The sequence below is a fragment of the Mucilaginibacter rigui genome, assembly GCF_014773275.1.
In the GTDB taxonomy this organism is placed as follows: domain Bacteria; phylum Bacteroidota; class Bacteroidia; order Sphingobacteriales; family Sphingobacteriaceae; genus Mucilaginibacter; species Mucilaginibacter rigui_A.
Genome location: NZ_JACWMW010000001.1, coordinates 769,109 through 793,778 on the forward strand (window position 1 = coordinate 769,109; position 24,670 = coordinate 793,778).

15 protein-coding genes are annotated in these 24,670 nt (G+C 44.2%); 11 read left to right on the plus strand and 4 right to left on the minus strand.

Annotation, left to right across the window (positions count from 1 at the left end; translation table 11 throughout):
• Window positions 1–14 precede the first annotated feature (14 nt).
• Both IDJ75_RS03565 and IDJ75_RS03570 read left to right on the plus strand, forming a co-directional pair.
• Complete coding sequence (locus IDJ75_RS03565) at window positions 15–3,278, plus strand: glycosyl hydrolase (protein WP_191174225.1); 3,264 nt, start codon at window positions 15–17, stop codon at window positions 3,276–3,278.
• Window positions 3,279–3,355: 77 nt separating this feature from the next.
• Entirely contained in the window at window positions 3,356–6,031 is a 2,676-nt protein-coding gene (locus IDJ75_RS03570) for an alpha-L-rhamnosidase (RefSeq protein ID WP_224746467.1), read from the plus strand.
• A gap of 135 nt (window positions 6,032–6,166) precedes the next feature.
• Here the strand turns inward: IDJ75_RS03570 and IDJ75_RS03575 are convergent, their stop codons facing one another.
• From IDJ75_RS03575 to IDJ75_RS03590, 4 genes are all read right to left on the minus strand, one after another.
• Complete coding sequence (locus IDJ75_RS03575) at window positions 6,167–7,192, minus strand: GntR family transcriptional regulator (RefSeq protein WP_191174226.1); 1,026 nt, start codon at window positions 7,190–7,192, stop codon at window positions 6,167–6,169.
• Window positions 7,193–7,232: 40 nt separating this feature from the next.
• The gene (locus IDJ75_RS03580; protein WP_191174227.1) at window positions 7,233–8,117 is read right to left on the minus strand and encodes an AraC family transcriptional regulator; all 885 of its coding nucleotides are present in this window, start codon (window positions 8,115–8,117) and stop codon (window positions 7,233–7,235) included.
• A gap of 177 nt (window positions 8,118–8,294) precedes the next feature.
• On the minus strand, window positions 8,295–9,854 hold the full coding sequence (locus IDJ75_RS03585; RefSeq protein ID WP_191174228.1) for a family 43 glycosylhydrolase: 1,560 nt from the start codon (window positions 9,852–9,854) through the stop codon (window positions 8,295–8,297).
• A gap of 226 nt (window positions 9,855–10,080) precedes the next feature.
• On the minus strand, window positions 10,081–10,218 hold the full coding sequence (locus tag IDJ75_RS03590; protein WP_191174229.1) for a hypothetical protein: 138 nt from the start codon (window positions 10,216–10,218) through the stop codon (window positions 10,081–10,083).
• Between the two features lie 74 nt (window positions 10,219–10,292).
• Between IDJ75_RS03590 and IDJ75_RS03595 the strand changes: the two genes are divergently transcribed.
• From IDJ75_RS03595 to IDJ75_RS03635, 9 genes are all read left to right on the plus strand, one after another.
• Entirely contained in the window at window positions 10,293–13,385 is a 3,093-nt protein-coding gene (locus IDJ75_RS03595; RefSeq protein WP_191174230.1) for a SusC/RagA family TonB-linked outer membrane protein, read from the plus strand.
• A gap of 18 nt (window positions 13,386–13,403) precedes the next feature.
• Window positions 13,404–14,915, plus strand: a complete 1,512-nt coding sequence (locus IDJ75_RS03600; RefSeq protein ID WP_191174231.1) for a RagB/SusD family nutrient uptake outer membrane protein — start codon at window positions 13,404–13,406, stop codon at window positions 14,913–14,915.
• A 112-nt stretch (window positions 14,916–15,027) separates the two neighbouring features.
• Complete coding sequence (locus IDJ75_RS03605) at window positions 15,028–16,497, plus strand: GH39 family glycosyl hydrolase (protein WP_191174232.1); 1,470 nt, start codon at window positions 15,028–15,030, stop codon at window positions 16,495–16,497.
• A gap of 6 nt (window positions 16,498–16,503) precedes the next feature.
• On the plus strand, window positions 16,504–16,815 hold the full coding sequence (locus IDJ75_RS03610) for an L-rhamnose mutarotase (RefSeq protein ID WP_191174233.1): 312 nt from the start codon (window positions 16,504–16,506) through the stop codon (window positions 16,813–16,815).
• Window positions 16,816–16,949: 134 nt separating this feature from the next.
• Complete coding sequence (locus tag IDJ75_RS03615) at window positions 16,950–19,937, plus strand: glycosyl hydrolase (RefSeq protein ID WP_191174234.1); 2,988 nt, start codon at window positions 16,950–16,952, stop codon at window positions 19,935–19,937.
• Window positions 19,938–19,987: 50 nt separating this feature from the next.
• Window positions 19,988–21,418, plus strand: coding sequence for an arabinose isomerase (locus IDJ75_RS03620; protein ID WP_191174235.1), 1,431 nt, complete (start codon window positions 19,988–19,990; stop codon window positions 21,416–21,418).
• 141 nt (window positions 21,419–21,559) lie between these two features.
• Window positions 21,560–22,078: a hypothetical protein gene (locus IDJ75_RS03625; protein WP_191174236.1), complete on the plus strand. Its 519-nt coding sequence runs from the start codon at window positions 21,560–21,562 to the stop codon at window positions 22,076–22,078.
• 145 nt (window positions 22,079–22,223) lie between these two features.
• A complete protein-coding gene (locus IDJ75_RS03630; RefSeq protein ID WP_191174237.1) occupies window positions 22,224–23,678 on the plus strand; it encodes a L,D-transpeptidase scaffold domain-containing protein in 1,455 nt (484 codons plus the stop codon).
• Between the two features lie 29 nt (window positions 23,679–23,707).
• Window positions 23,708–24,595, plus strand: a complete 888-nt coding sequence (locus tag IDJ75_RS03635; RefSeq protein ID WP_191174238.1) for a universal stress protein — start codon at window positions 23,708–23,710, stop codon at window positions 24,593–24,595.
• Window positions 24,596–24,670 lie beyond the last annotated feature (75 nt).

The following is a 24,670-nucleotide window of genomic DNA, read 5'->3' on the forward strand; positions in this document are numbered from 1 at the left end:
CTAATTAATAACTGATGCCTATTACCAAAAAGCTGAGTGTATCTTGTGTATTTATATTACTGATAAGCTTTGTGTTTAACGCTTGTGCACCCAAAAAGCAAATTACCCAATCGGTTGCTGCTAAACCTATGGCCCGGTTGGAAACGGGCTTTATAACTGTGCCGGATAGCATCCAAACCAGCATTTACTGGTACTGGATTTCGGATAATATCTCAAAAGAAGGTGTGATCCACGATCTGGAATCGATGAAAAAGGTAGGCATCAACCGGGCCTTTATTGGTAATATATGGCAGGATGATATACCTGCAGGTAAAATAAAGATATTTACAGACGAATGGTGGGAGGTTTTGCATGCCGCATTAAAAAGGGCTACCGAGCTTAATATCGAGATAGGCATCTTTAACAGCCCGGGCTGGAGCCAGTCCGGCGGGCCATGGGTGAAACCTGAACAGGCTATGAGGTACTTAACATCATCACAAATAGCGGTAAAGGGGCCTTATAAATTTAACAGTCAGTTGGCAAAGCCCGAAAAGAATTTCCAGGATGTTAAAGTGATCGCTTACCCGGTTAGCGCAGATTATATCAAAGACATCCGCGACCTGAAACCTGTGGTAAGCTCAGAGCCTTTTATTAAAGACCTGGCTAAGATTGCCGATGGTGCCGATTCTACAGTTGTGTTTTTGGACAGTAACAAACCATATACCATAGATATTAATACCAAACAGGAATATACCGCCCGTAGCCTTGTTATTGTCCCTGCACGCAGGGGGATGACGCTGGAAGGCGACCTGCAGGTTAAAAAGAACGGCACGTATATAACCGTAAAACATTTCAGGGTTGATCGCAGTAATGATGCCGCCAACGTGGGTTTTAACCCGTACGGACCGGGTGCAATTTCTATCCCGGCTACATCATCAGATAGTTTCCGTTTGCTGTTTACCAGGACCGAAAACGCAGTTATAGCGGAAGTAAAACTTTCATCAGCCCCGGTAGTAGAAAATTATATAGAAAAGACGCTGGGTAAAATGTGGCAAACACCGTTCCCTTATTGGGATGCTTACCAATGGACGCCGCAGCCTGTTATTGATGATAATAAATATGTGATAGACCCTGCAAAAGTGGTTGATGTAACCAAATACATGGCTGCAGATGGTATGCTTAACTGGCAGGTGCCTGCCGGGAACTGGATAATTGAACGTACCGGGATGACACCAACCAAGGTAACCAACGGCCCGGCCTCGGCCCAGGGTACCGGTTTGGAGGCAGATAAAATGAGTAAAGAGCATATAGCCGCTCACTTTGACGCTTTCCTGGGCCAGATCATTAAACGCATACCGGCGGCCGACCGTAAAACATGGAAGGTAACTGTAGAGGATAGCTATGAAACTGGTGGCCAGAACTGGACGGACGGCCTGGTTGAAAAATTTGAAAAAAATTACGGTTACGACCCAACGCCATACATCCCGGTTTTACAGGGCAAGGTAGTGGGCAGCGAGGATAAGTCAGACCGTTTCCTTTGGGATCTGCGCCGCTTTATTGCCGACAGGGTAGCCTATGATTATGTTGGCGGCCTGCGCGATATCAGCCACCAGCACGGGCTTACCACCTGGCTGGAGAACTATGGACACTGGGGTTTCCCGGGCGAGTTTTTACAGTACGGCGGGCAGTCGGACGAGGTTGGCGGTGAGTTTTGGAGCGAGGGAATGCTTGGCGATATTGAGAACCGTGCGGCTTCATCTGCTGCGCATATTTATGGAAAAACTAAGGTGTCGGCCGAATCATTTACTTGCGCGGGTGGCCCGTTTGCGCGTTACCCGGCATTATTGAAACAACGTGCCGACCGTTTTTTTACCGAGGGCATTAACAACACCCTGATGCACGTGTACATCAGCCAGCCTTATGAAGATAAAGCACCCGGTGTTAACGCTTTTTTTGGTACAGAATTTAACCGGTTAAACACATGGTTTTATGATATGGATATATTCCTGAAATATATTAAACGTTGCAACATGATGTTGCAGCAGGGTAAATATGTTGCGGATGTAGCCTATTTTATAAGCGAGGACGCACCAAAAATGACGGGCGTGCAAGACCCTAAACTGCCACAGGGATATTCGTTTGATTATATTAACGGCGAAGTAATAAAAACCAGGCTGAGCGTAAAGGATGGTAAAATGGTTTTGCCTGATGGTATGAGCTACAGCATTTTGGTACTGCCGCAGCTAACCACTATTCGCCCGGAATTGTTATCTAAGATAAAACAACTGGTAGAGCAGGGTATGGTTGTTTTAGGCCCAAAACCTTTAACATCGCCAAGTTTGCAAAATTACCCGGCAGCCGATGCGCAGGTTACTAAGCTTGCTGACGAATTATGGGGTAATATCAATGGTTCATCCATAAAAACACACCGCGTAGGCAAGGGGATGGTGATCAGCAATATGCAGATGCAGGAAGCGCTTGATCTGATTAAGGTTATCCCGGATACAAGGATCACGGATAATAACTCAACCTTGTTTATTCACCGGAAATTGGACGAGGGCTCGATATACTTTATATCCAACCAGGAAGATAAAACGGTTAAAATTGCACCACAGTTCCGCATCATGGGTAAACGCCCGGAGTTATGGGATCCGGTTAGCGGAAGCGTACGGGAATTACCATCGTATACCCAAACAGGAGATGTTACCACCGTACCACTTGAATTGGCCCCGACTGAAAGCGCTTTCATTATATTCAGGCAGGATGCGCAAACTGCGGTACCGGCCAACCCTAATTATGCTGCGGCTGTGCAAACTATAATTATTGATAATCCATGGTCGGTTAAATTCGACAGTAAAATGCGCGGCCCGGCAAATCCTGTTATATTTAATACCTTAAGCGACTGGTCGGTAAACCCTAATGATAGCATCCGTTATTACTCGGGCCCGGCATTTTACAATAATACATTTACATTAGCCGCTGTAAAAAAAGGCCAGAAGGTATTTGTTGATCTCGGGATGGCAAAGGCTATAGCCAAAGTAACCGTAAACGGCGTAGCCATTGGCGGCGCATGGACCGCCCCTTACAAGGTTGACATAACCAATGCACTAAAACAAGGAGAGAATAAACTGGAGATAAAAGTGGTAAACACCTGGGTGAACCGTTTGATTGGTGATACTAAACTGCCCCAGTCTGAACGGATTACCTGGCTGAGTAATAACAAGTTTAAACCGACAGATAAATTAGAGTCATCGGGTTTATTAGGGCCGGTGAAGATTGAGGTTGTTGAGCAGAAGTAGAAAGAAAAAAGCGAAGGCCTGCGCGATTCCCCTCTTGAGGGGATTAAATAAGTTTAATCAAATAAAATAAGAAGATTTTGAACCGTTCACATTACATTTTAGCGTTAACATTCTTTTTTAACACGCTTGCCGGCGCTACTGTTTATGCCCAAACCCGCACGGTTGCTTTACAGTGCGAACATTTAGAAACACCGATTGGTGTAGACGAACAACACCCGCGCCTTTCCTGGCAAATGGAAGACCGCAGTAATGGCGCTACCCAAACAGCCTACCAGGTGCTTGTGGGTACAGATTCTGTTCAGTTAGCGAAAAACCCTACGGCGTGGAACTCGGGTAAGATAAATTCATCTGCCAGTAATATTACTTACGGCGGTAAAGCTTTGCAGCCATCAACTAAATATTACTGGCTGGTGCGTACCTGGAACCGTGCAGGTGCAAAACTGCCGGATAGCCACATAAGCAACTTCGAGACCGGATTAATGGGCATTAACAACTGGACAGGATCGTGGATAAGTGATCCGGCCAGTATCAATACCCTACCTGCGCCATATTTCCGCAAAGCTTTTACCGCGGGGAAAAAGATCAGATTGGCAAGGGCATATATTGCCGTTGGTGGTTTGTATGAACTATATATTAACGGACAAAAGATAGGTAATCATAGGCTCGACCCGATGTACACCCGTTTCGACAGGCGTACATTGTATGTGAGTTACGACGTTACCAACCAGTTGCAGCAAGGCAAAAATGCCATTGGCGTACTATTGGGTAACGGCTGGTATAATATGCAATCCATAGCGGTTTGGAATTTTGACCGCGCCCCATGGCGCAATAGGCCAACCTTTTGCATGGATCTGAAGATAACCTATGATGATGGTACCACGGCCATTGTAGGCACCAACGATAGCTGGAAAACACACTATAGCCCTATTACCTTTAACAGTATTTATACCGGCGAACATTACGATAGCAGGCTGGAATTACCGGGCTGGAATACCCCAAACTTTGACGATAAAGATTGGAAAGAGGTAGACCTGCGTGCAGCCCCATCCAAACAAATTGTTAGCCAGGTAATGCAGCCAATCCGTAATGTTGACGAGATAGCTGCAAAATCTATTAACAAGTTTAATGATACCACTTATGTGGTTGACCTGGGCAGGAATATTTCGGGTGTAACCAAAGTAAGACTTAACGGCGAAAGCGGCACTGTAGTACGCATTAAACACGGCGAGAGGCTTTATGCTAACGGCCATGTAGATATGTCGAACATTGACGTTTACTATCGCCCTAAAGATAAAAGCGACCCGTTCGGGACGGATATTGTAACCCTGAACGGGAAAGGTACTGTTGAATTTATGGCGAAGTTCAACTACAAAGGCTTCCAATATGTGGAGATCACGAGCAGCAAACCGCTTGAATTAAAGAAAGAGGATGTTGTGGGATATTTTATGCACAGCGATGTACCGGCCACGGGTAAAATAAGTTCATCAAACCCATTGATAGACAAATTGTGGTGGGCTACAAATAACTCATACCTATCCAATCTGTTTGGTTATCCAACCGATTGCCCACAGCGCGAGAAGAACGGCTGGACTGGTGATGGCCACTTTGCTGTGGAGACCGGGCTGTTTAACTTTGACGGCATCACCATTTACGAAAAATGGCTGGCCGATCACCGCGACGAGCAGCAGCCAAACGGTGTACTGCCTGATATTATCCCGACAGGTGGCTGGGGTTATGGCACGGCAAACGGTACCGACTGGACGAGCACCATAGCCATTATACCCTGGAACCTTTATATGTTCTACGGTGATAGCAAGGCTTTGTCCGATAATTACAATAATATACGTGCGTATGTTAATTATGTTAATGGCATAAGCGTGGGCGGGTTAACCACTTTTGGCCGTGGCGATTGGGTGCCGGTTAAATCGTCATCATCGTTAGAGTATACGTCGTCTATTTATTTTTATGTTGATGCTACAATTTTGGCAAAGGCAGCTAAACTATTTGGGAAACAGGCCGATTATCAATTTTATTCGGCCTTAGCCACTAAGATCAAAAAGGCCATTAACGATAAATACTTTAACAAAGCAACCGGTATTTACGGCAATGGAGTACAAACCGAATTGAGCATGGCTTTACAATGGGGGATAGTACCCGACCAGTATAAAACCCAGGTAGCCGAAAATTTAGCGAAGCGTGTCGCTGCTGATAACATGCATATTGATGTGGGTGTTTTAGGCGCCAAAGCCGTATTAAATGCTTTAAGCAATAATGGCGAAGCCGAAACAGCGTACAAGCTGGCAGCGCAGGATACCTACCCGTCATGGGGCTGGTGGATTGTTAACGGTGCAACAACACTTTACGAAAACTGGAACATCAAAGCCGAAAGGGATATCTCATTAAACCACATGATGTTTGGCGAAATTGGTGGCTGGTTTTTTAAAGGACTTGGCGGTATACTACCTGATGAAGCACATCCCGGGTTTAAAAATGTATTGCTAAAACCGAATTTTGTATCGGGCCTTGAATTTTTCAATGCATCGCACGACGGGCCTTACGGTAAAATTGTATCATCGTGGGCAAGAAAGGGGCAGAATGTTATTTATAACGTAACTATCCCGGCAAACTCATCGGCTACCATTACATTCCCTAATGCCGGTAAATCAAAGGTTTACCAGGGGGATGTTTTAATAAATAACAGTGCGAACTATCAAATAGCGGCAGGAAGTTATCAGTTTAAAATAACGAATTAACGGATTGATTTTATGCAGTCGCTCGGCTCCAGCCGAGCGACTATTCAGCGGCATCTTGCCGCCGTAAATATGCGGCCGGAGGCCTTATAATAACCTCACCCGGCTGGAGTCGAGCGACTATGAGGAATCTTTTGTTTATAACGATTTTCTGATAATGGTATTGAACGGCACTTTCAAATGTTCTTTCGAGTTATTCAATACCAACTCGGCGGCTTTTTCGCCCATAAACCTAAAATCGGTTGATATGGTGGTGATGCCGTTCAATATCAATCTTTTTAGGGCTGTTTCATTGTAGGAGATAATGCCCACATCCTCGCCAACTTTATATTCCAGGCTCAGTGCTTTGTCTATCAGTTCTACCAGGTCGTCCTCGGTAAGGGTGATATAGAGAGTGCTTTTTTGGATCGGTTGGGTTTTCAGGTCGGATATGATATCGTAATCGCAGTTATAAACCTTGCAGAAATTCAGGAAACCGATCAGTATATCTGTAGAGAAATAGCTTTGCTTCGGGAAAATGATAGTTAGTGAGGTGTACTGCCTGATCTTTTCTATCAGGTTAACAAGCGCGTTGAAAATGTCGTTCTCAAAGTCTTCGTAAACCGCCCCAAATTCGCCGGTAACACCGTCCACCAGTTTGCCCAGCAGAATAAGTTTTTCTTTGGGTACTTCGTTTATTACCTCGAACGCGTTATCTGCTTTGTCCCTGAAATGGGGAACGATAACTACTTTATCATATTTCTCCTGTTTCTCCAGTAGTAGCTTTTTAAAGAAGTTAAAGTTGCTGTTGTAGATATAAAAATCGATAGATGCCTTTTGAGAGAGCGCACCAGCAAAGGCATCGTACAGTAACTTTTTGTGGCTGCTCAGTTTATTAAATAGCAATAGCACTTTAACCGACTGGTCTACCCGGGTATTGGATATAAAATAACCTTTGCCGGGAACGGAGTTAATAACACCGATTTTTTTAAGATCGTTATAAGCGCGGGTGATGGTGTTTCTTGAAATATCAAGCGCAATGCTCAGGTCGTTTATAGAAGGCAGGATATCATCTTTATCTATCAGCTTATCTTCAATAGCCCGCAGGATAGAATTATAGATCTGAGCGTAATACGGTGTAATTGAATATTCGTCAATCCGCAGTATTTTTAAGTAGTTTCTCATTGATACGGTAAATATACCAGTTGTTTTGGCTTTTGAATAGCTATAACGATCCTAATGCCCTTTTACGATAATCGGTAGGGGGGATGCCGGTTTTCTCTTTAAACATTTTTGAAAAGTAAAAATAACTATCGAACCTAAGATCATAGGCAATTTGCTTGATCGGGATCTCCGGGTTGTTCAAAAGCTCTTTAGCCCGCTCTACTTTTAGCTGGATGTAATATTGGCCAGGCGAAAGCCCGGTATAGCTTTTAAAAGCTTTTCGGAACCACGAGTAACCTACCTGCAACTCTTCCGCAGCTTGCTCGGGCGAAAAATCATTTGTGATGTTTGAGCGGAACAATAGCCTTGCTTTATTAATGATGGTTTCCTTTTCCTCGCACTCTACCGCGTCCTGCTTAAAAATAAAGTGAAAATTACCCATTAGGTGTAGTGCCGCGCCCGAAATGAGTGGCTGGTAGCCCGTATTCTCTCTTTTGGTTACTTCAATAATACTGTTAAACAGGTTGAAAATGCCTTCATGAAACCCTATATAAATGGTTGGATTATCGGGCCTCAAAAAGTTCTTCTTCACCAGGTTATCAATAATATCCCCCTTCATACCAATCCAGTATTCATCCCAGCCGGTTTCGCTGTCGGGTTTATAGCGGTGACGTTCTCCAGGGAAAAGGATGATGATGGTACCGGCCTTTATCTCGCGCCTTTTGCAGCTGTCAGATTCAAAGATGCCTTTACCTTTGGTGATATAAATAATCTGGTATTCGTTTAATACCCGGCCAATGGCCCAGTTAAAATAATGATGGGCGGGGTGGGTTTTATAAGGGTACAAACCTGTGGCTTCGATATGGGTACAGCCTGTATTTAAAACACACAGGCCCCAGTTCTCGTCCTCGCGGCTTACAGGCAAATATTTGTAATAATTGATCATTTTGAATACGCTACTATAATAAATAATTGGTACATAGTATGCCGCATGGATTATGTGGCAATACCTGATAGTAGTGGTTTATATATTAAAAATAACAACTATTTCCCCACCAACAAGGCCAATATCAAAAAGTATAAACAAAATATCAAAAAGTGAATTTTATTTCTGCTGAGGGCCTTATTGGGTAACGATGAGCTTAAAATTTAATTGCTTGCCTTCCTCAGCCACTAAGGTGTCTCCCTGTAATTTACCGAATGATAATTGCGGATTACTTGTTATGTTATTATTGTATGTAAAGCCATAACTGCCTGCACTTGTGGCCGAAGAAAGCACAATGCAATAAGCCACACCTTTGGTTAATTTCACCCCCGGATGAACAGCCTGCCGTTTAACCGACCAGCCTATTGCTTTTGCAGGGATGCTTTTATTGGCCAGGGCTTTACCTTCAGGTTTGCCATGTGCATCGGCACGATAAATACATACCTGCAAGTCCGCGTCGATATTGCCCGTTTTGTATACGGGCAGATATACTGTTTTTAAAATGCCGCTGCGCTCTGCCAAAAATGTTTGCGATCGCTTAGTTGCACCGGCTATATCAGGCAGGCCTTTGGTGCTGCTGTTTTTAACGTCTGTAGCCGGTATCCTTTCCACTTTACTGCCGGTAACCTTAAATGTCTGGTCGCAAGTCATTGGGATGATGGAGCCATCGGCATTAAAAGTAAGCGGAGCCCAGTAATAATTGGCAAGCGCTTCATTTTTGGCGGCATTGTTCCACAGGTCGCTGCCAAACAGATAAACATTGCCCGAGCTTAGTTTTATGGTTGATACAAAAGAAGGCTGCCCCCCGCAGGAGTTATCACTTATCTTTTTCCCTGCCGACCATGGCCCAAGCGGCGATTTAGCTGTTTTGTACGATGTGCCTGTGCCCGAGCAGTAACCGCAGTTAGGGTCGGAATAAACCACGTAATATATGCCGTTCCTTTTAAACATGCCCGGTGCCTCGGTTTGCCCGTCGGTAACTGAGGTTACAACTTCGCCGGTTCCGGTTAAGTAATCGCTGCTTAGTTTTTCAATTACGATGGTGCCTTTTGTGCGCCAGTCGGTATAAGCCAGGTAGGCAGTGCCATCATCGTCAATAAAAGTATCATGGTCGCCATTGTTTAAGCCCGCGGCCGGCGCGTTTGAGTTTACCGCCAGCTTTGGCTCGGCAACTTCTGTGAACGGGCCAAAAGGTGTTTTGCTTGTAAAAACGCGGTAACCCGATACATTATCATAAACATTTATCCATAGTACGTACAATTGCGTTTTGCTGTTAAAAATCACATGCGGCCTAAAGCACCCGTAAGTATTGCCGTTGCAGCGGGTTTGCCAAACCTCGGTTTTGGCATCAAACAAAAAGCCCCTGTCCGTCCAGTTCAGCATATCTTTTGACGAGTACACCTTAAAACCACAGAATGGCGCGTTCTTGTTTCCCCACTCAAAACCGCAATCGTAGCTGGTGCCATACAGGTAATAGGTGCCGTTAAACAAAGCTATTTCGCCATCGTGTGCATCAATAGCATCGCCCACTTTACTGTAGCGGATAATTTGATTGCCCTGCTTGTCAAAATTGGTGATCACCAGGTTGGCAGGTTGGCGTTTGCCCTGGCCAAATGCCGCATCCGGAATAAACCCATAGATCAATGAGGATAATAGACATAAGAATATCGGGAATAAATTTGTCCGGTTAAATTTCATCGTTTACAGTTTTTATAGGGCAGGGACCGCCGGTTTGTAAAATGGTTTTCTTGTCTGCTAATTTCGGTAAGTTATTAATTCCTTCTTTACATCATTTGATAAAAGTGATGTGTTTTCTGACATCTTTTTGCACCCTGCATCAATTTCTTTTATAAGGTATACGTATTGAGAATTTGAAAATAAATCGCTGTTTAACAATGTGTTGAAAATTATCAAAATGTATAAATCAAATATCAAAACCTGTATTTACGGCAGAAAGCATTGAAATACTTTTGAAAACCAATAATAACCAAAGCATCCCTGCATCTACCGCAGCGTTGCCTTTGCGCTCAAAAATATAAACCGACAATAAGATAATTAGCATGCCTATGGTGTAAAAAATCGCTGTGCAAAAAATTAAAACCTATAAGCTAATCAAACAATAACTAACCAAAAATTATGAAAAAAAGACTTTTACTTTTTGTAACCGGCAGGCACTTGCTCATACTGGCTTTATCGCTTTTATGTTACCTGCCAACCTTTGCGCAAACGGCGGCAACCGTGTCGGGCGCTGTAACCGATGCCACTTCATCAGAGCCGCTGGTAGGCGTATCTGTATCAGTGCAAGGTACTACCAACGGCACCCAAACAGATGTTAATGGCCGTTTTAAACTAAACGCCAATAAAGGCGCGACACTAATATTCAGATATATAGGCTATACCGAACGCGCCGTAGTTTTGGGCGATGATGCCAGTCTCACTATCAAAATGTCAGCATCCTCACAAGGACTAAAGGAAGTAGTTGTACTTGCTTACGGCTCACAGCGTAAGGCCGATATTACCGCGGCAGTTTCGCAGGTAGATCTTTCTAAATCGCAAGGCATCCCGGCATCAAATGTTGGGCGGCTTTTACAGGGGCAGGCGCCGGGCGTTGTAGCCAAACAAACCTCGGGACAGCCGGGGCAGGAGCTGCAGGTAGAGATCCGCGGCAACAGCTCACTGGGTGCAAATAGCGACCCATTGTACGTGGTTGATGGTTTCCCGGTGGGTACCAACGTGGGCAATTCACTAAATTCGAACGATATTGAAAGTATCACCATCCTTAAAGATGCGGCATCTACATCCGTTTACGGATCAAGGGGAGCCAACGGGGTTGTTTTAATAACAACCAAAAGTGGTAAAAAAGATGGCTATAAACTATCGGTTACTACCAACAACGGTTTTGCAAACGTGCCCGATTCCAGGCGCATCCATGTACTAAACGGCCCGCAGTTTACACAGTTTCAAAAGGATGTGTTTTCTGATAAGATCAGGTATTTTCAAAACAGGGAACCGCTGGAAAGCGAAATTCCTGCCGATTTCAGAAACCCGGAGCAGACAAAAATTTCTACCGATTGGTATAAAGAGATCCTGCGTCAAAACGCGCCGTTTAGCGATTACAACGTGTCGTTAACCAATGGTTCCGAAAAATCAAGCTCTTTTATTTCCATGGGGTATCTTAAACAGGATGGCTCACTGATCAATACCGGCTTTAACCGGGTTACTGCAAGGGCAAACCTTGACGGCAGGCCCAATAGCTTTATAAACTTTGGTTTACACCTGTCAGGGGCGTACTCATGGGCAAAAAACGCCGATGCAATTGCCGGCGGCTTTGGCAGCAACATTGTTGACCAGGCTTTGCTGATGGATCCGCGCGAACCTGTATATAATGAAGACGGTAGCTACAACAGCTATATAGGCGGCCATGATAACATTTTTGGTTTCCCCAACCCGGTGCAGCGCCTTAACGAGGAGCAACACAGGCAATACAAAAGCAACGTTACTGCCAATGCTTATATAGATGTTAAGTTTTTAAAGGACCTGAACTTTCGTACCAATATAAACGGTATGGTTGATGATATGCGCAACCATGATTTTAGTCCCTCAACATTGGCCGGGTTCAACAGCCCGCCTCCGCGTTTGGCAAGTGGCAGCGAGTACTTTTACAACTATTTAAACTATGGTATGGATAACCTGTTAACCTACTCACCAAAGTTTAAAGATCATAAACTGGAGGTAACGGTTGGCCATATATTTCAAAAAAATTCGGTAAACACAGGCAACGCAACCGGGGCAGACTTCCCCGACGACCTGGTGGAATATGTTTCAGCAGCTAACCAGTTGAGCGGTGGCGCAGGCATGGCGGCATTTACCATCGAAAGCTTTTTATCGAGGGTTAACTATTCGTACAAGGATAAGTACCTGTTCACAGCAGCGTTTAACCGCGAGGCCAGTTCCCGTTTCGGCAGCAATAACCGTTGGGGTAGTTTTCCTTCGGCGTCTGTGGGCTGGCGTATTTCGCAGGAAAACTTTTTCCCAAAACTTACCTGGCTGGATGACCTTAAATTCAGGGCAAGTTATGGTATCACCGGTAACAATAACATCGGTAACTACACTTCGCAGGCAAATATTAACGCAAGTAATTATGTGCTGGGCGGTACAGTTGTGCCAGGCGCAACCATCGGTTCGTTCCCAAACACAAACCTGGGATGGGAGCAATCAAGGCAACTGGATATTGGTATGGATCTGAGTATTTTGAAAGGAAAAGTAAATTTTACCGCAGAGTACTATCGTAAATTAACCACCAACATGCTGCTTAATGTAGAGGTCCCCGCTGTTGCAGGCTTCGGAAACATCATCACCAACATTGGTAAACTGGAAAACAAAGGGCTTGAACTTGGCGTAAACTACCGCGACAGATACGGCGATGTTACTTTTAACACAGGTTTCAACATCTCTTTCAACAGGAACAAAGTACTGTCAATTGATGGCGATAGGAACTCATTGCTTACCGGTGCCTTTTATGACGGATACAATATAAGCACAGTAGGGCAGCCAATAGGGATGTTCTACGGGTTTAAAGTGCTTGGTATTTACCAAACACAAGCGCAAATTGATGCCACCCCGCATAACGCCAATAACATCCCCGGCACTTACCAGTATTTTGATGGCAATGGCGACGGGCAGATATCATACGATACACAAGACATGGTGGTGATAGGTAATCCTAATCCTAAATTTACCTGGGGGTGGAACTGGAATGTTGGCTACAAACGCTTTGATCTGAGCATGTTATTGAACGGCTCATCGGGCGGGCAAATTTACCGTGCGGTTGATATGAACCTGGCTAATATTGATGGTGTGTTTAACGTACTGTCGGATGTTCAGAACCGCTGGCGCTCCGCGCAAAACCCGGGCGCTGGTAAATGGCCCGGCTCAAACACTTATTATTTTACACGCGAGGCTAACTCATATTATGTATATAGTGGCAACTACATGTGGATAAAAAATATCACACTGGGTTACACCATACCACGCATCAAAAATGTTTTCGACGCCAAGATCTTTGTCAGTGTGGATAACGCCTTCCTGTTCACCAAATACCCGGGTAACAACCCCGAGGTTAACGCCGCAAGGACTAACAACGGTAATGATGTGATAAGCCCGGGAAGGGACGGCGAATCGTACCCGGTACCACGCACTATATCAATCGGCACCAGAATCAATTTTTAATTTAAAAGAACCGACACGATGAAAAAAATATATAAAATATCAATCTTATTAGGTTTTCTGGCGGTTACATCAGCCTGCAAAAAATCATTTCTTGATCTGTCTGATCCTACAAAGAAATCCGCTGATAAATTTTATCAGACGGAAGATCAGATAAAACAGGCGGTCAGCGGTGCATACAGCTCTATGCAGGACAATGTAAACAGCCAGTACGTTTTCGCCGAAATGTCGTCAGACAATACGACCATCCAGCTCGACCCATCAGACAGGGGGCAAACCGACCGTGTTGAAGCGTTTGAGTTTTGGAATGTAACGGCAACAAACGTTAACATCGCCGACATGTACAATCAGTCTTACAACGCGCTTTACAATATTAATGTGGCCTTATCTAAAATAGATGGCGTAACCGCGATAAGCGATCAGAAAAAGGCCCAGTATAAAGGTGAGTTGCAATTTATCCGTGCTTACTATTACTTTAATTTGGTGCGTTATTTTGGCCCGGTTGTATTAGTTACCGAGCCACTTGCCAACGCTTCGGATGCTTTTGCTACGGCCCGCAGTTCGGAGGATGATGTTTACGCGCAGGTCATAAAAGATCTAACCGATGCGGCTGCCAACCTTCCTGCAAAAAGCACCTATACCGGAGGGGATGTGGGGCGTGCTTCAAAAGGGTCGGCATTAGGTTTATTGGGCAAGGTATATCTGACCAGGAAAGACTATCCGAAAGCAGAAAGTACCTTACGCCAAATACTAACTTTAGGTTATTCGCTTGTTAATAAGTATGCCGATGTTTTTTCTACAGCCAACAAAAACAACAGCGAATCTTTATTTGAAGTACAGTACCTGGGTAGCGATAAGGTGAGCGAGTGGAGCAACTTTGAATACATTTTCGCGCCAAGGGGTTCGGAAGGTGCCGTAACCGGTTTCCCTACCAGTCGCCCGCAAGGTTGGAATATCCCTACAAAAAGTATTATAGCCGAGTTTGAAGCTGGTGACGAGCGTAAAGCCGTTTCCCTAAAAGAAGGCTATACAACTGATAAAGGTGTGTTTGTAGCCATTCCGTATGTGGCTAAATATAACCACGCGCATACGGTTGTGGGCAGAACTGACGACAACTGGCCGGTGCTGAGATATGCAGACGTATTGCTGATGCTGGCCGAGGCTATTAATGAGCAAAGCGGCCCTGCTAATGCCTATCAGTATATTAACCAGGTTAGAGATAGAGCAGGCCTTGGCGGCTTATCCGGTTTAAGCCAGGAAACCTTCCGCTCAGCAATCAGGCATGAACGCCGCGTAGAGCTTGCCTTTGAGAACGACCGCTGGTTTGATTTGAAACGCTCGCTAACAAATGCGCAGATGGTAACGCTTTTAAACGCGCATGGGCAGGCAGAAAAAGCATCGCCTACCGTGGATAGGGGCGGTGTACCGTTTACCGGCAACGATTACAAATTTGATGGGTATGAAGCACTATACCCTATACCAGACAGGCAACTGTTCCTGGATAAGAACTTAACACAAAACCCCGGGTACTAATATTGGTAATTGGTTGAAAGTTGCAGGGAGTTGCCGATGGTAAATGGTGCTTCCTGCCTTTCTAAAAAAGTATTATATACAGTTTTGATGGTTGTTTATTAATTTAATAAAGATGAAGAAATTTATTACCATAAACCTTGCCTTAATTGCAGTGGGTATTTGCAACGCGCAAACGCCGCAGCTAAAGGTAAACTGGGCTGATGAGGTATCCACCTCAATATCTACACCTACCTTACAGGTGGTAGGCAACCCAATGCTGCGCCGCAAGGCCGCCATGCACGATGCATCGTTTAAAGCCGTTAAAGAGCTGAATGCCGACTTTGTGCGCTACGTGCCATGGTTCCCGTACCCCAAATTAGCTGTAGCGGAGCTTGAGCCACCAACAGCAACAAAAACATCATGGGATTTTAGCCTGATAGACCCCATGACCATAGACTTTTTGGAAGCCACCAAAGGACATTCCATCATCATGAATTTTAGCACCATACCGCAATGGATGTTTAAAACTGAAAAACCGGTTGCCTATCCGGCAGACCCCAACCAGGTGAGCTGGGCATACGGCGGCGGTACCGAGTTAAGGGACAGCACAATGAAAGAACTTACCGACTATTACGTACGGTTGGTGAGCTGGTACACCAAAGGTGGTTTTACAGACGAGCTTGGCAAATACCACAAATCGGGCTACCATTACGAGATTCCTTACTGGGAGGTGCTGAACGAGCCTGATCTGGAACATAGCATGTCGCCGCAAACCTATACCAAAATATACGATGCCATGGTTACGGCGCTTAAAGAGGTTTTGCCCAATACAAAATTTGTGGGTTTAGGCCTTGCTTATGAAAAGCCGGAGTGGTTCGAATACTTTTTGAATCCCGCTAACCATAAACCGGGTATCCCGTTGGATATGATCTCCTACCATTGTTATGCAAGCGCCAACAGCGGGCAAAAATTTGAGGATTATGAATACGCCGTATTTGATAAGGCCGAGAATTTTATCAATACGGTAAGGTTTGTAGAAAACATTAAAAAGCGCCTGTCGCCCAATACAAAAACAGATATTAATGAACTGGGCACATTTGTGAGCGAAGAGATGCGTACCCAGCCTATCCCGGCACGCTATTGGAACCTGTCGGCAAGTGTTTATGCTTATTTCTTTATCGAACTCACCAAAAACGGTATCGATGTTATTGGCGAATCACAGTTAGTAGGTTTCCCAACGCAGTTCCCGGATGTGAGCATGGTTAATTATATCAACAACAAACCTAACGCGCGTTTTTGGGTGCTTAAGCTGATCAAAGACCAGATAAAAGCCGGTAGCAAACTGGTTAATACAAGCATCGATCACAACAAAGGCGATGATCTGTTAGCCCAGGGCTTTAAGGATGCTGACGGCAAAAGTATATTGCTGCTTAACAAACGTAACAAAGCCTTGCGTGTAACACTACCTGCCGAATTAAAGGGCGCGCAGATAGCCATTATTGACGAAATATCAGGAGATAATCAACCGGTGTATGTTCCACTAAAAAACAGCTACATCGATTTAAAACCCTTTGCAGTAGCGCTAATCAAAACCGCAAATTAAAACAATATGAAACAGGTGGTTTTTAGAATGAAGTTAAAGCCGGGCTGCGAAGTTGAATACCGGAAACGGCATGAAGTCATCTGGCCTGAGCTGGTAACCCTGCTTAAACAGAACGGTATTAAAAACTACAATATCTACTTAGATAAAGAAACCGATACGCTGATAGCGGTTCAACATGTTGATGAAGGCCTTGTCGTTAATCTGCATGAAAACCCGTTGATGCTGAAATGGTGGGAGCATATGGCAGATCTGATGGAGGTTAACCCGGGTCAATCGCCAGTGGTGGTGGATCTGGAGAAAGTTTTTTCGATGCCCTGATCCTTATGTCAAAAAGTATAAAACATATCGCATAACAGACAAAAACCAGTTGCAATAAATAAAGTAAATTTGAGTGAAGGATATAACTTTGCCCAAACCGCTTAGCCATTTATACGCACAATTAAATACCACCCATGCTTAGATATATACTATCATACCTTATTGCTTTTTGTTGCTTTACTGTGGCCAATGCGCAGCTAAAAACAATAAAGGAAAATTTTGCCCACCCGGCCGATCAATACAAACCGGGTGTTTACTGGTATTTTATGGATGGCAATATGTCGGCAGAAACCATCACCAAAGATCTGGAATCGATGAAAAAGGCAGGCATTGGTAATCTTATTTTCCTTGAAGTGAATGTAGGTATCCCCAGTGGGCCGGTAGAGTTTTTAAGTGACAAATGGACATCGCTTTTTGTACATGCCGAAAAAGAGGCCCGGCGCCTGGGTATTGAAATAACTTTAGGCATTGGCCCGGGTTGGACGGGCAGCGGCGGCCCATGGGTTAAGGCCAGCCAATCTATGCAGCACCTGGTATCCAGCCAGGTTACAGTAACCGCAGGCGATAAGCAGAAAATTATTTTGCCTCTGCCACCGCCCAAAAAGCCTTTTTTTGGCGAGGGCGGCTTAACACCCGGGGTGAAAAAAGAATGGCTGAAATTTTACCAGGATGTAGCAGTTTTAGCCTTCCCGGCAACGGAACAGGATAAGCCTATTAAAGATTACGAGGAGAAGGCTTTATATTATCGTGCGCCTTATAGTTCGGGTGTGGTGAGGCCGTATATGCCATCGCCAGCTAATGATAGGGCAAATAAAAATGCAGTAATCAAAACCCAGATAATTGATCTGACATCAAAAATGCAACCCGATGGCACGCTTAACTGGTCGCCACCATCAGGCAAGTGGGCAGTTATGCGCTTTGTAAGCCGCAATAACGGGGCTATTACCCGCCCGGCACCGGTACCCGGTTTAGGCCTCGAGGCTGATAAATTTGATACCGTGGCACTGAATTATCATTTAGATAAGTATGTAGGCAACCTGCTGAGAAAAACCGGGCGGACAAACAAAAATATTAAAGGTGGCTTAAAACGCCTGCACATGGATAGCTGGGAGATGGGCGCGCAAAACTGGACAGGATTGTTCAGGCAGGAATTTATTAAAAGGAGAGGGTACGACCCGCTTAAATATTACCCGGTTTATGCCGGCAATATTGTTGGCAGCCTGGAAGAAAGCGAACGCTTTTTGTGGGACCTGAGGCAAACTGCGCAGGAACTTGTGTTGGATAACCATGCCAGGCAGGTAAAAGAATATGCCAGGCGTAATAACCTGTCGCTATCTATCGAACCGTATGACATGACGCCAACGGCCGACCTCGAACTTGGATCGGTAGCGGATGTGCCTATGGCCGAATTTTGGAGCAAAGGTTTCGGGTTCAATTCAAGCTACAGCGTTATCGAATCTACATCCATAGGGCACGTTAATGGTAAGTCGCTGATCCCTGCCGAGGCTTTTACCGCGCAGGATAATGAAGGCTGGAAACAACACCCGGCATCAATGAAAAACCAGGGCGACTGGGCTTTTGCAGCCGGTATTAACCGCTTTGTGTACCACACGTTCCAAAATCAGTTTCTGCCCGATTCATTGAAACCCGGGGCAACCATGGGGCCTTATGGCGTGCATTGGGATCGCAGCCAAACCTGGTGGCCATGGGCTAACGGTTATCATAACTACGTTACCCGCAGCCAGTATATACTGCAACAGGGCCGCACCGTGGCCGATGTGCTTTATTTAACGCCCGAAGGTTCTCCGCTGGTATTCGTGCCGCCGGCTTCGGCAATGGTGGGCGGCGATACCATAGGCGACCGCAGAGGTTATAATTTTGATGGCTGTGCGCCAGGCCAGTTAATGAAGGCAACGGTGAAAGACCATCAGGTGGTATTCCCGGGTGGGGCAAGTTACAGGTTGTTGGTACTGCCGGTATATGAATCAATGACGCCGCAACTATTGACCAAAATAGGCGAACTGGTGAAGCTGGGCGCTACTGTTGTTGGTAACCCTCCATTACGTTCGCCAAGCCTTGTGGGCTACCCTGCCTGCGATGAAAGGATTGTTGCTTTAGGTAAAACCATATGGGGCGCAAGTACTGTCCCCGAAAATATAACTCATCATAAATATGGCGAAGGTATTTTGATATGGGGTAAACCTGTAAGTGATAACCCCGATAAACTATACCCGCATTATAACCTCACTGCAGGTATCCTCAAATCAAAGGGCGTTATTGACGATTTTACAGCAAACGGCGATCTGCGGTATACGCACCGTACCGGTACAGATTGGGACATATATTTTGTATCAAACAAAACTGATAAGCCGGTTAATACTGTGGCACAGTTCCGTGCCGTAAAAGGTTCGCCCGAGTTGTGGGATGCCGTGACCGGTAAAACCAAAAAAATAACAAAATTTAAGAAGAATAATGGCAGCACATCGGTATCTGTTCGGTTGGCTGCTTATGAAAGCGCGTTCATCGTTTTTGCAAAAGAGAACATCTGGCCATCATCCGGCATCAATATCGGGATTAATACTAAAACGCTGCAAACCCTAACAGGCCCATGGGAAGTGAATTTTGACCCTATATGGGGCGGCCCGGCAAGTGTACAGTTTGATGAGTTAAGCGACTGGACCAAAAACAAAAACGAAGGAATAAAATATTACTCGGGCAAAGCGGTGTATCATAAAAAGTTTGATCTTGAGGAAGCACCAGCCGGATCATTGTATCTGGACCTCGGAAATGTAAATAACATGGCCCGCGTAACCTTGAATGGAAAAGACCTTGGCATTGTATGGACAGCCCCGTGGCATGTAAATATATCCGGAATGGTGCGGGCAAAAAATAACGATCTTAAAATAGAAGTGATAAACCTTTGGCCAAACCGGCTGATAGGTGATGAGAAAAAACCATATGATGGTATTGTTGACGATAAGTGGCCCGAGTGGTTGCTGAAAGGGCAGCCCCGTACCAGCGGCCGTTATACTTTTACATCAACCACGCAGTATAAAGCCGGTTCACCTTTATTACCATCGGGCTTAACAGGGCCGGTTACCATCATAAAAATAAATGATTAATACCCCGTATACATTAAAACAAATTAAAACAGGTAACACCACTTATAAAAATGATCAACAGTAATTTAACTATCGGAGTATTTGGAATAGGATTAGACGTTTATTGGGAACAATTCGAGGGATTAAAAACAAGCCTGGAAGGTTACCTGCAAACACTATGCTTGAAATTTGCTGATCAGCCCGTGCGTGTTGTGAATGCCGGATTAGTAGATACTGTGAATAAGGCTTTCGAAACGGGTAAAAAATTCAGGCAGGAGGATGTAGACCTGGTTTTCCTGTATGTGGGTACATACGCGCTTTCGTCAACAGTTTTACCCGTGGTACAAAAATTAAATGTACCGGTTGTGATACTCAATCTATCGCCTGAAGATAATATTGATTATGAAACCTTTAATAACCTTAATGATCGTACGCAGATGACAGGTACATGGTTGAAGTATTGCTCGGCCTGTCCCGTGCCCGAAATTGCAAACGTTTTTAAACGTACCGGCATTAAGTTTTACCAGGTAACAGGTATGCTGCAGCACGATGAAGAAAGCAATAATGAAATAATTGAATGGGTAGAAGCTGCCAACGTTGCCCATATTATGCAAAACAACCGCATGGGCTGCATGGGTAATTATTACTCGGGTATGTTGGATATCTACACAGATCTTACCCTGCAGATAAAATACTTTGGCGGTCATTTTGAGCATATCGAAGTGGAAGAGTTGACCACTATAAAAAACACAGTTACAACTACCGAGGCGGACAGCCGTGTAGCCGAGTTTCGCGCGAAATTTGACATACAGGATGATTGCACCGATGGCGAATTGTTACGGGCCGCCAAAACATCAGTAGCGATGGATAAATTGGTGGCTAAACACCAGTTAGGTTCTTTTGCTTATTACCATAAGGGAACGGGTAATGCCGATAATGAGGATACCATGAGCTCGATAATTTTAGGCAACTCGTTACTTACGGCGAATGGTGTGCCTGTAGCAGGCGAGTATGAGATAAAGAACGCGCAGGCCATGAAGATAATGGACAGCTTTGGCGCAGGTGGCTCTTTTACCGAATACTACGCTATGGATTATAAAGACGATGTAGTGTTGATGGGGCATGACGGTCCCGGCCACATTGCCATTGCCGAAGGGCGTACAAAAGTTAAGCCTTTGCAGGTGTATCATGGCAAGGTAGGGTGCGGGCTTTCGGTAGAAATGGCTGTTAAAAGCGGGCCTGTTACCTGCCTTTCAATACTCGAAAACAGCAAAGGCGAATTGGTAATGCTGGTTGCCGAAGGCGAATCGGTAAGCGGCCCTATTCTGCAGATCGGGAATACCAACAGCCGGTACAAATTCCCTGTTGGTGCCCGCCAGTTTGTTAACGATTGGAATAGCCACGGCCCGGCGCATCATTGCGCGGTTGGGGTGGGCCACATTACCAGCAAGCTTGATAAATTAGCAAAAATATTAGGGATGGAGATGATACAAGTGTGTTAAAGGCACCGTAGATATAATATAATGCCTGGTCAAAATGCAAAAAGCCATTTCTTTTTTTAAGAAATGGCTTTTTTATGCCGTTAATTAAAAACCGAGATTACCCAAATATGACCAGGGTCATGGTTTAAACCAATGGTGGTCATGTTCACGTTGCTCACAAACGCCGAACTTTACAGTGTATATTTCACTAAATCTCTTCATTATACCGGCAATAAATTGGCGGTAGTTAAAAACTGGAAAATGGAAATCACCCAAAAGTTATCCGAGCGATCACAACAGTACTACGTTATTACAAAACAATGGTTGTCTGACCTTGAATTCCTTACGTTCGAAGCCGAATTTCTTCATAAACTAATGGAAAACTATTTCACCTCGTTATCAAACGAAGGCTACCTTAATAAACTGGTATTGGCAAACCAACTGTTATCCAAAATGGAGGTAGAGAAAAATCATGTACATGTTATGGTATCACATCACATAAAAAAACTGGAAATGATAGCAGAGAACATCATTCCGGATACTACTGAAGAGCTTGCTGAGAACCAATTATTGATAGAAAACTTCATGTCAACTATTATAAGGCAATACCGGCAGGTAAAGAAAGAGATCTATGCAATTGTTGAAACTGCAATGCATGAGGATAATGTATCAACTAAATAAATTATCTCTCACTTATCGGAAAAAGCGCTTTACGGCGCTTTTTCTGTTTCTGCCCTTTCTTGTTCACAATCAGGGTAATATGTGACCGTCGTCACTAATTTTCTGCCGCTTTTAAGTCAATTTTACATTATAAAATCAACGAGTTATGGAAAGGATGATGATATCAATAAAATCGGCTAAAGCAATTGGTATAACTATACTTTACTCCGTAGTGTTACAATTTTTATCGTTTCATAGCTACGCAAAAAGCATAGATAGAGATACATCACTTACTGGTGAAATTACAATGCTGATGCATGAAAAAACAATTAACAATGAGTTGTATTTTCCTGCTTCGGTTAAACGTTTTTACGCGAGTAGCGGTTATAAACCTTCCTGGATAAAAGGCCCTGTTAATTCTGCGAAAACATGGGATGCCATGTTGATGATAGATTGCGTTTTACAGTTTGGCTTATCATACGATGATTATCACCCCAAAGAGCTTTTGTACGACAAGCTCCATATTATGCTGGATAAAGGAAATGAGATAAGCAATGCTCAAAAAGCCAGGTTTGATGTTATGCTTACCGATGCCATGCTTGCTTTTATTAATCACCTGCATTATGGTAAGTTAAACCCTAATTTTTCTTCTGCTCAAATAGATGCCGGTATCCCCGGGAATGTTTATGCGGAACTGGTACTGGCAAGCGCCATACAGCAACCCGATTTTATGAGCGCTGTATTAGCTGTGCAGCCAAAATCAAAAGAATATTATGCTTTACAGCGGTACTTGTACAAAGTAAAAGGTTTACAGCTTGATGATTGCTATGAGGTGCCCGATGCCGATGTAAGAAAAGCAGCCATCAACATGGAAAGGCTGCGCTGGGCTGATGTTGAACAAAGCAGTTATATACAGGTTAACATACCAACATACACCCTCAGTTTTCACCAACCCGATACTACCTATTTGTTTAAAATAATAGTAGGTAAACCATCAACACCAACCCCTACATTGTTAAGCGGGATAAGTTACTTTACAACCGCGCCCGAGTGGAAAGTGCCGGCTAATATATTTACAAAGGAATTGCTGCCAAAAGCCATAAAGAATACAAAATACCTGGAGGACAACCACATCGCCATCTATAATAACAGGGGTGTTTACGTTGAGCCACTTTTAAACAATTTGTTAAGCGTTAAGAAAAATTCAAAAAATTATTACGCCAGGCAGTCATCCGGCTGCGATAATTCATTAGGCCGTATTGTTTTCAGGTTTGCCAATATCTACGATGTATACCTGCATGATACACCCGAACAAAGCCTTTTTAAAAAGAAGGAACGTGCGCTTAGCCATGGCTGTGTACGGGTAGAACAGGCCGAAAAACTTGCATCACTACTTTTAAAAAATGATGACGCAGAAAGCAAAATTGCCGATATGCATAAAGCTGTTATGGCATACACAAACCAAAACTTTAAGCTTAAAAAACAGGTGCCAATAAACATTACCTACCTAACCTGCGAAATGAAAGAAGGGGAACTCATTATATATAAAGATATATACAACCTTGACAAAAGCCTGGAGATGGCTTTGTATAATGACAGCCCGGTTTTAACCATGCGCTAACATACAGTAAACTATAAACCGCTACAACAATGAAAACTATTTTAGTGCCAACAGATTTTTCTGAAGCTGCCGATAACGCAGCGCGCTATGCCATACATCTTGCCAAAACTTTAAAGGCTAACGTGAAATTTTGTAACGCCATTAAAGTGCCTTTAGAAAGCAGTATGGCTGCAAATTTGGTTTGGCCAGCGTATAATTATGATGACCTTGAAAAAGATGTTTTAAAAGAATTAAAACACCTTGCAGACAGGTTAATGACTGAAGACCGGGATAATACCAGCCTGCAGTCTTTTCATCCGCGTGTAGATACATGCTGCGGTGCAGGGTCGGTAACCGATGTGGTAAAAAGTACAGTAGAAAAAGAGAGGATATGCCTGGTAGTTATGGGTATGTCTGGTGCGGGTAAGGTAAGCCGCTTTTTATTAGGCAGTAACAGCCGCGACCTGATCGATGTGGCAGATTTCCCGGTTTTACTAATACCCCATACGGCAACATTTAAGCCCATAGAAAAAGTAACGTTTGCCACCAACCTTAGCGAGGATGATATAGGTTTAATTCATTCTTTAACGGGTTTAGTGCGCCCCTTTAATGCCGAGTTATTGATCAGCAATTTATCAGACACAGGTAAGCATAAGCAAGATCACCAAAAAATGGTTGATAGTTTTTTAAATGACGTTACCTGCAAGGTAGATTACCCCAAAATATATTACCGCCAGATATCAACCAAAGAAATTGATGAAGGCTTAGAGTGGATCTCCCTTCATACGCAGGCCAATATGCTGGCCATTGTACATCACAAGCCCGTTATGTTTAGCTTATTTGATAAAAGCCACACACAAAAGCTTGCCAAGCATATCACTATTCCGCTGCTGGTTTTCCCTAAAGTAAAGGCCGAGGCACCGTTGCCGGTGTTTTAACCTGCAAAAAAAATGATGCGGATCACTTTCTATAAAAATCCGCATCATTTTACAATAGGCTGTCGTCATGCATTT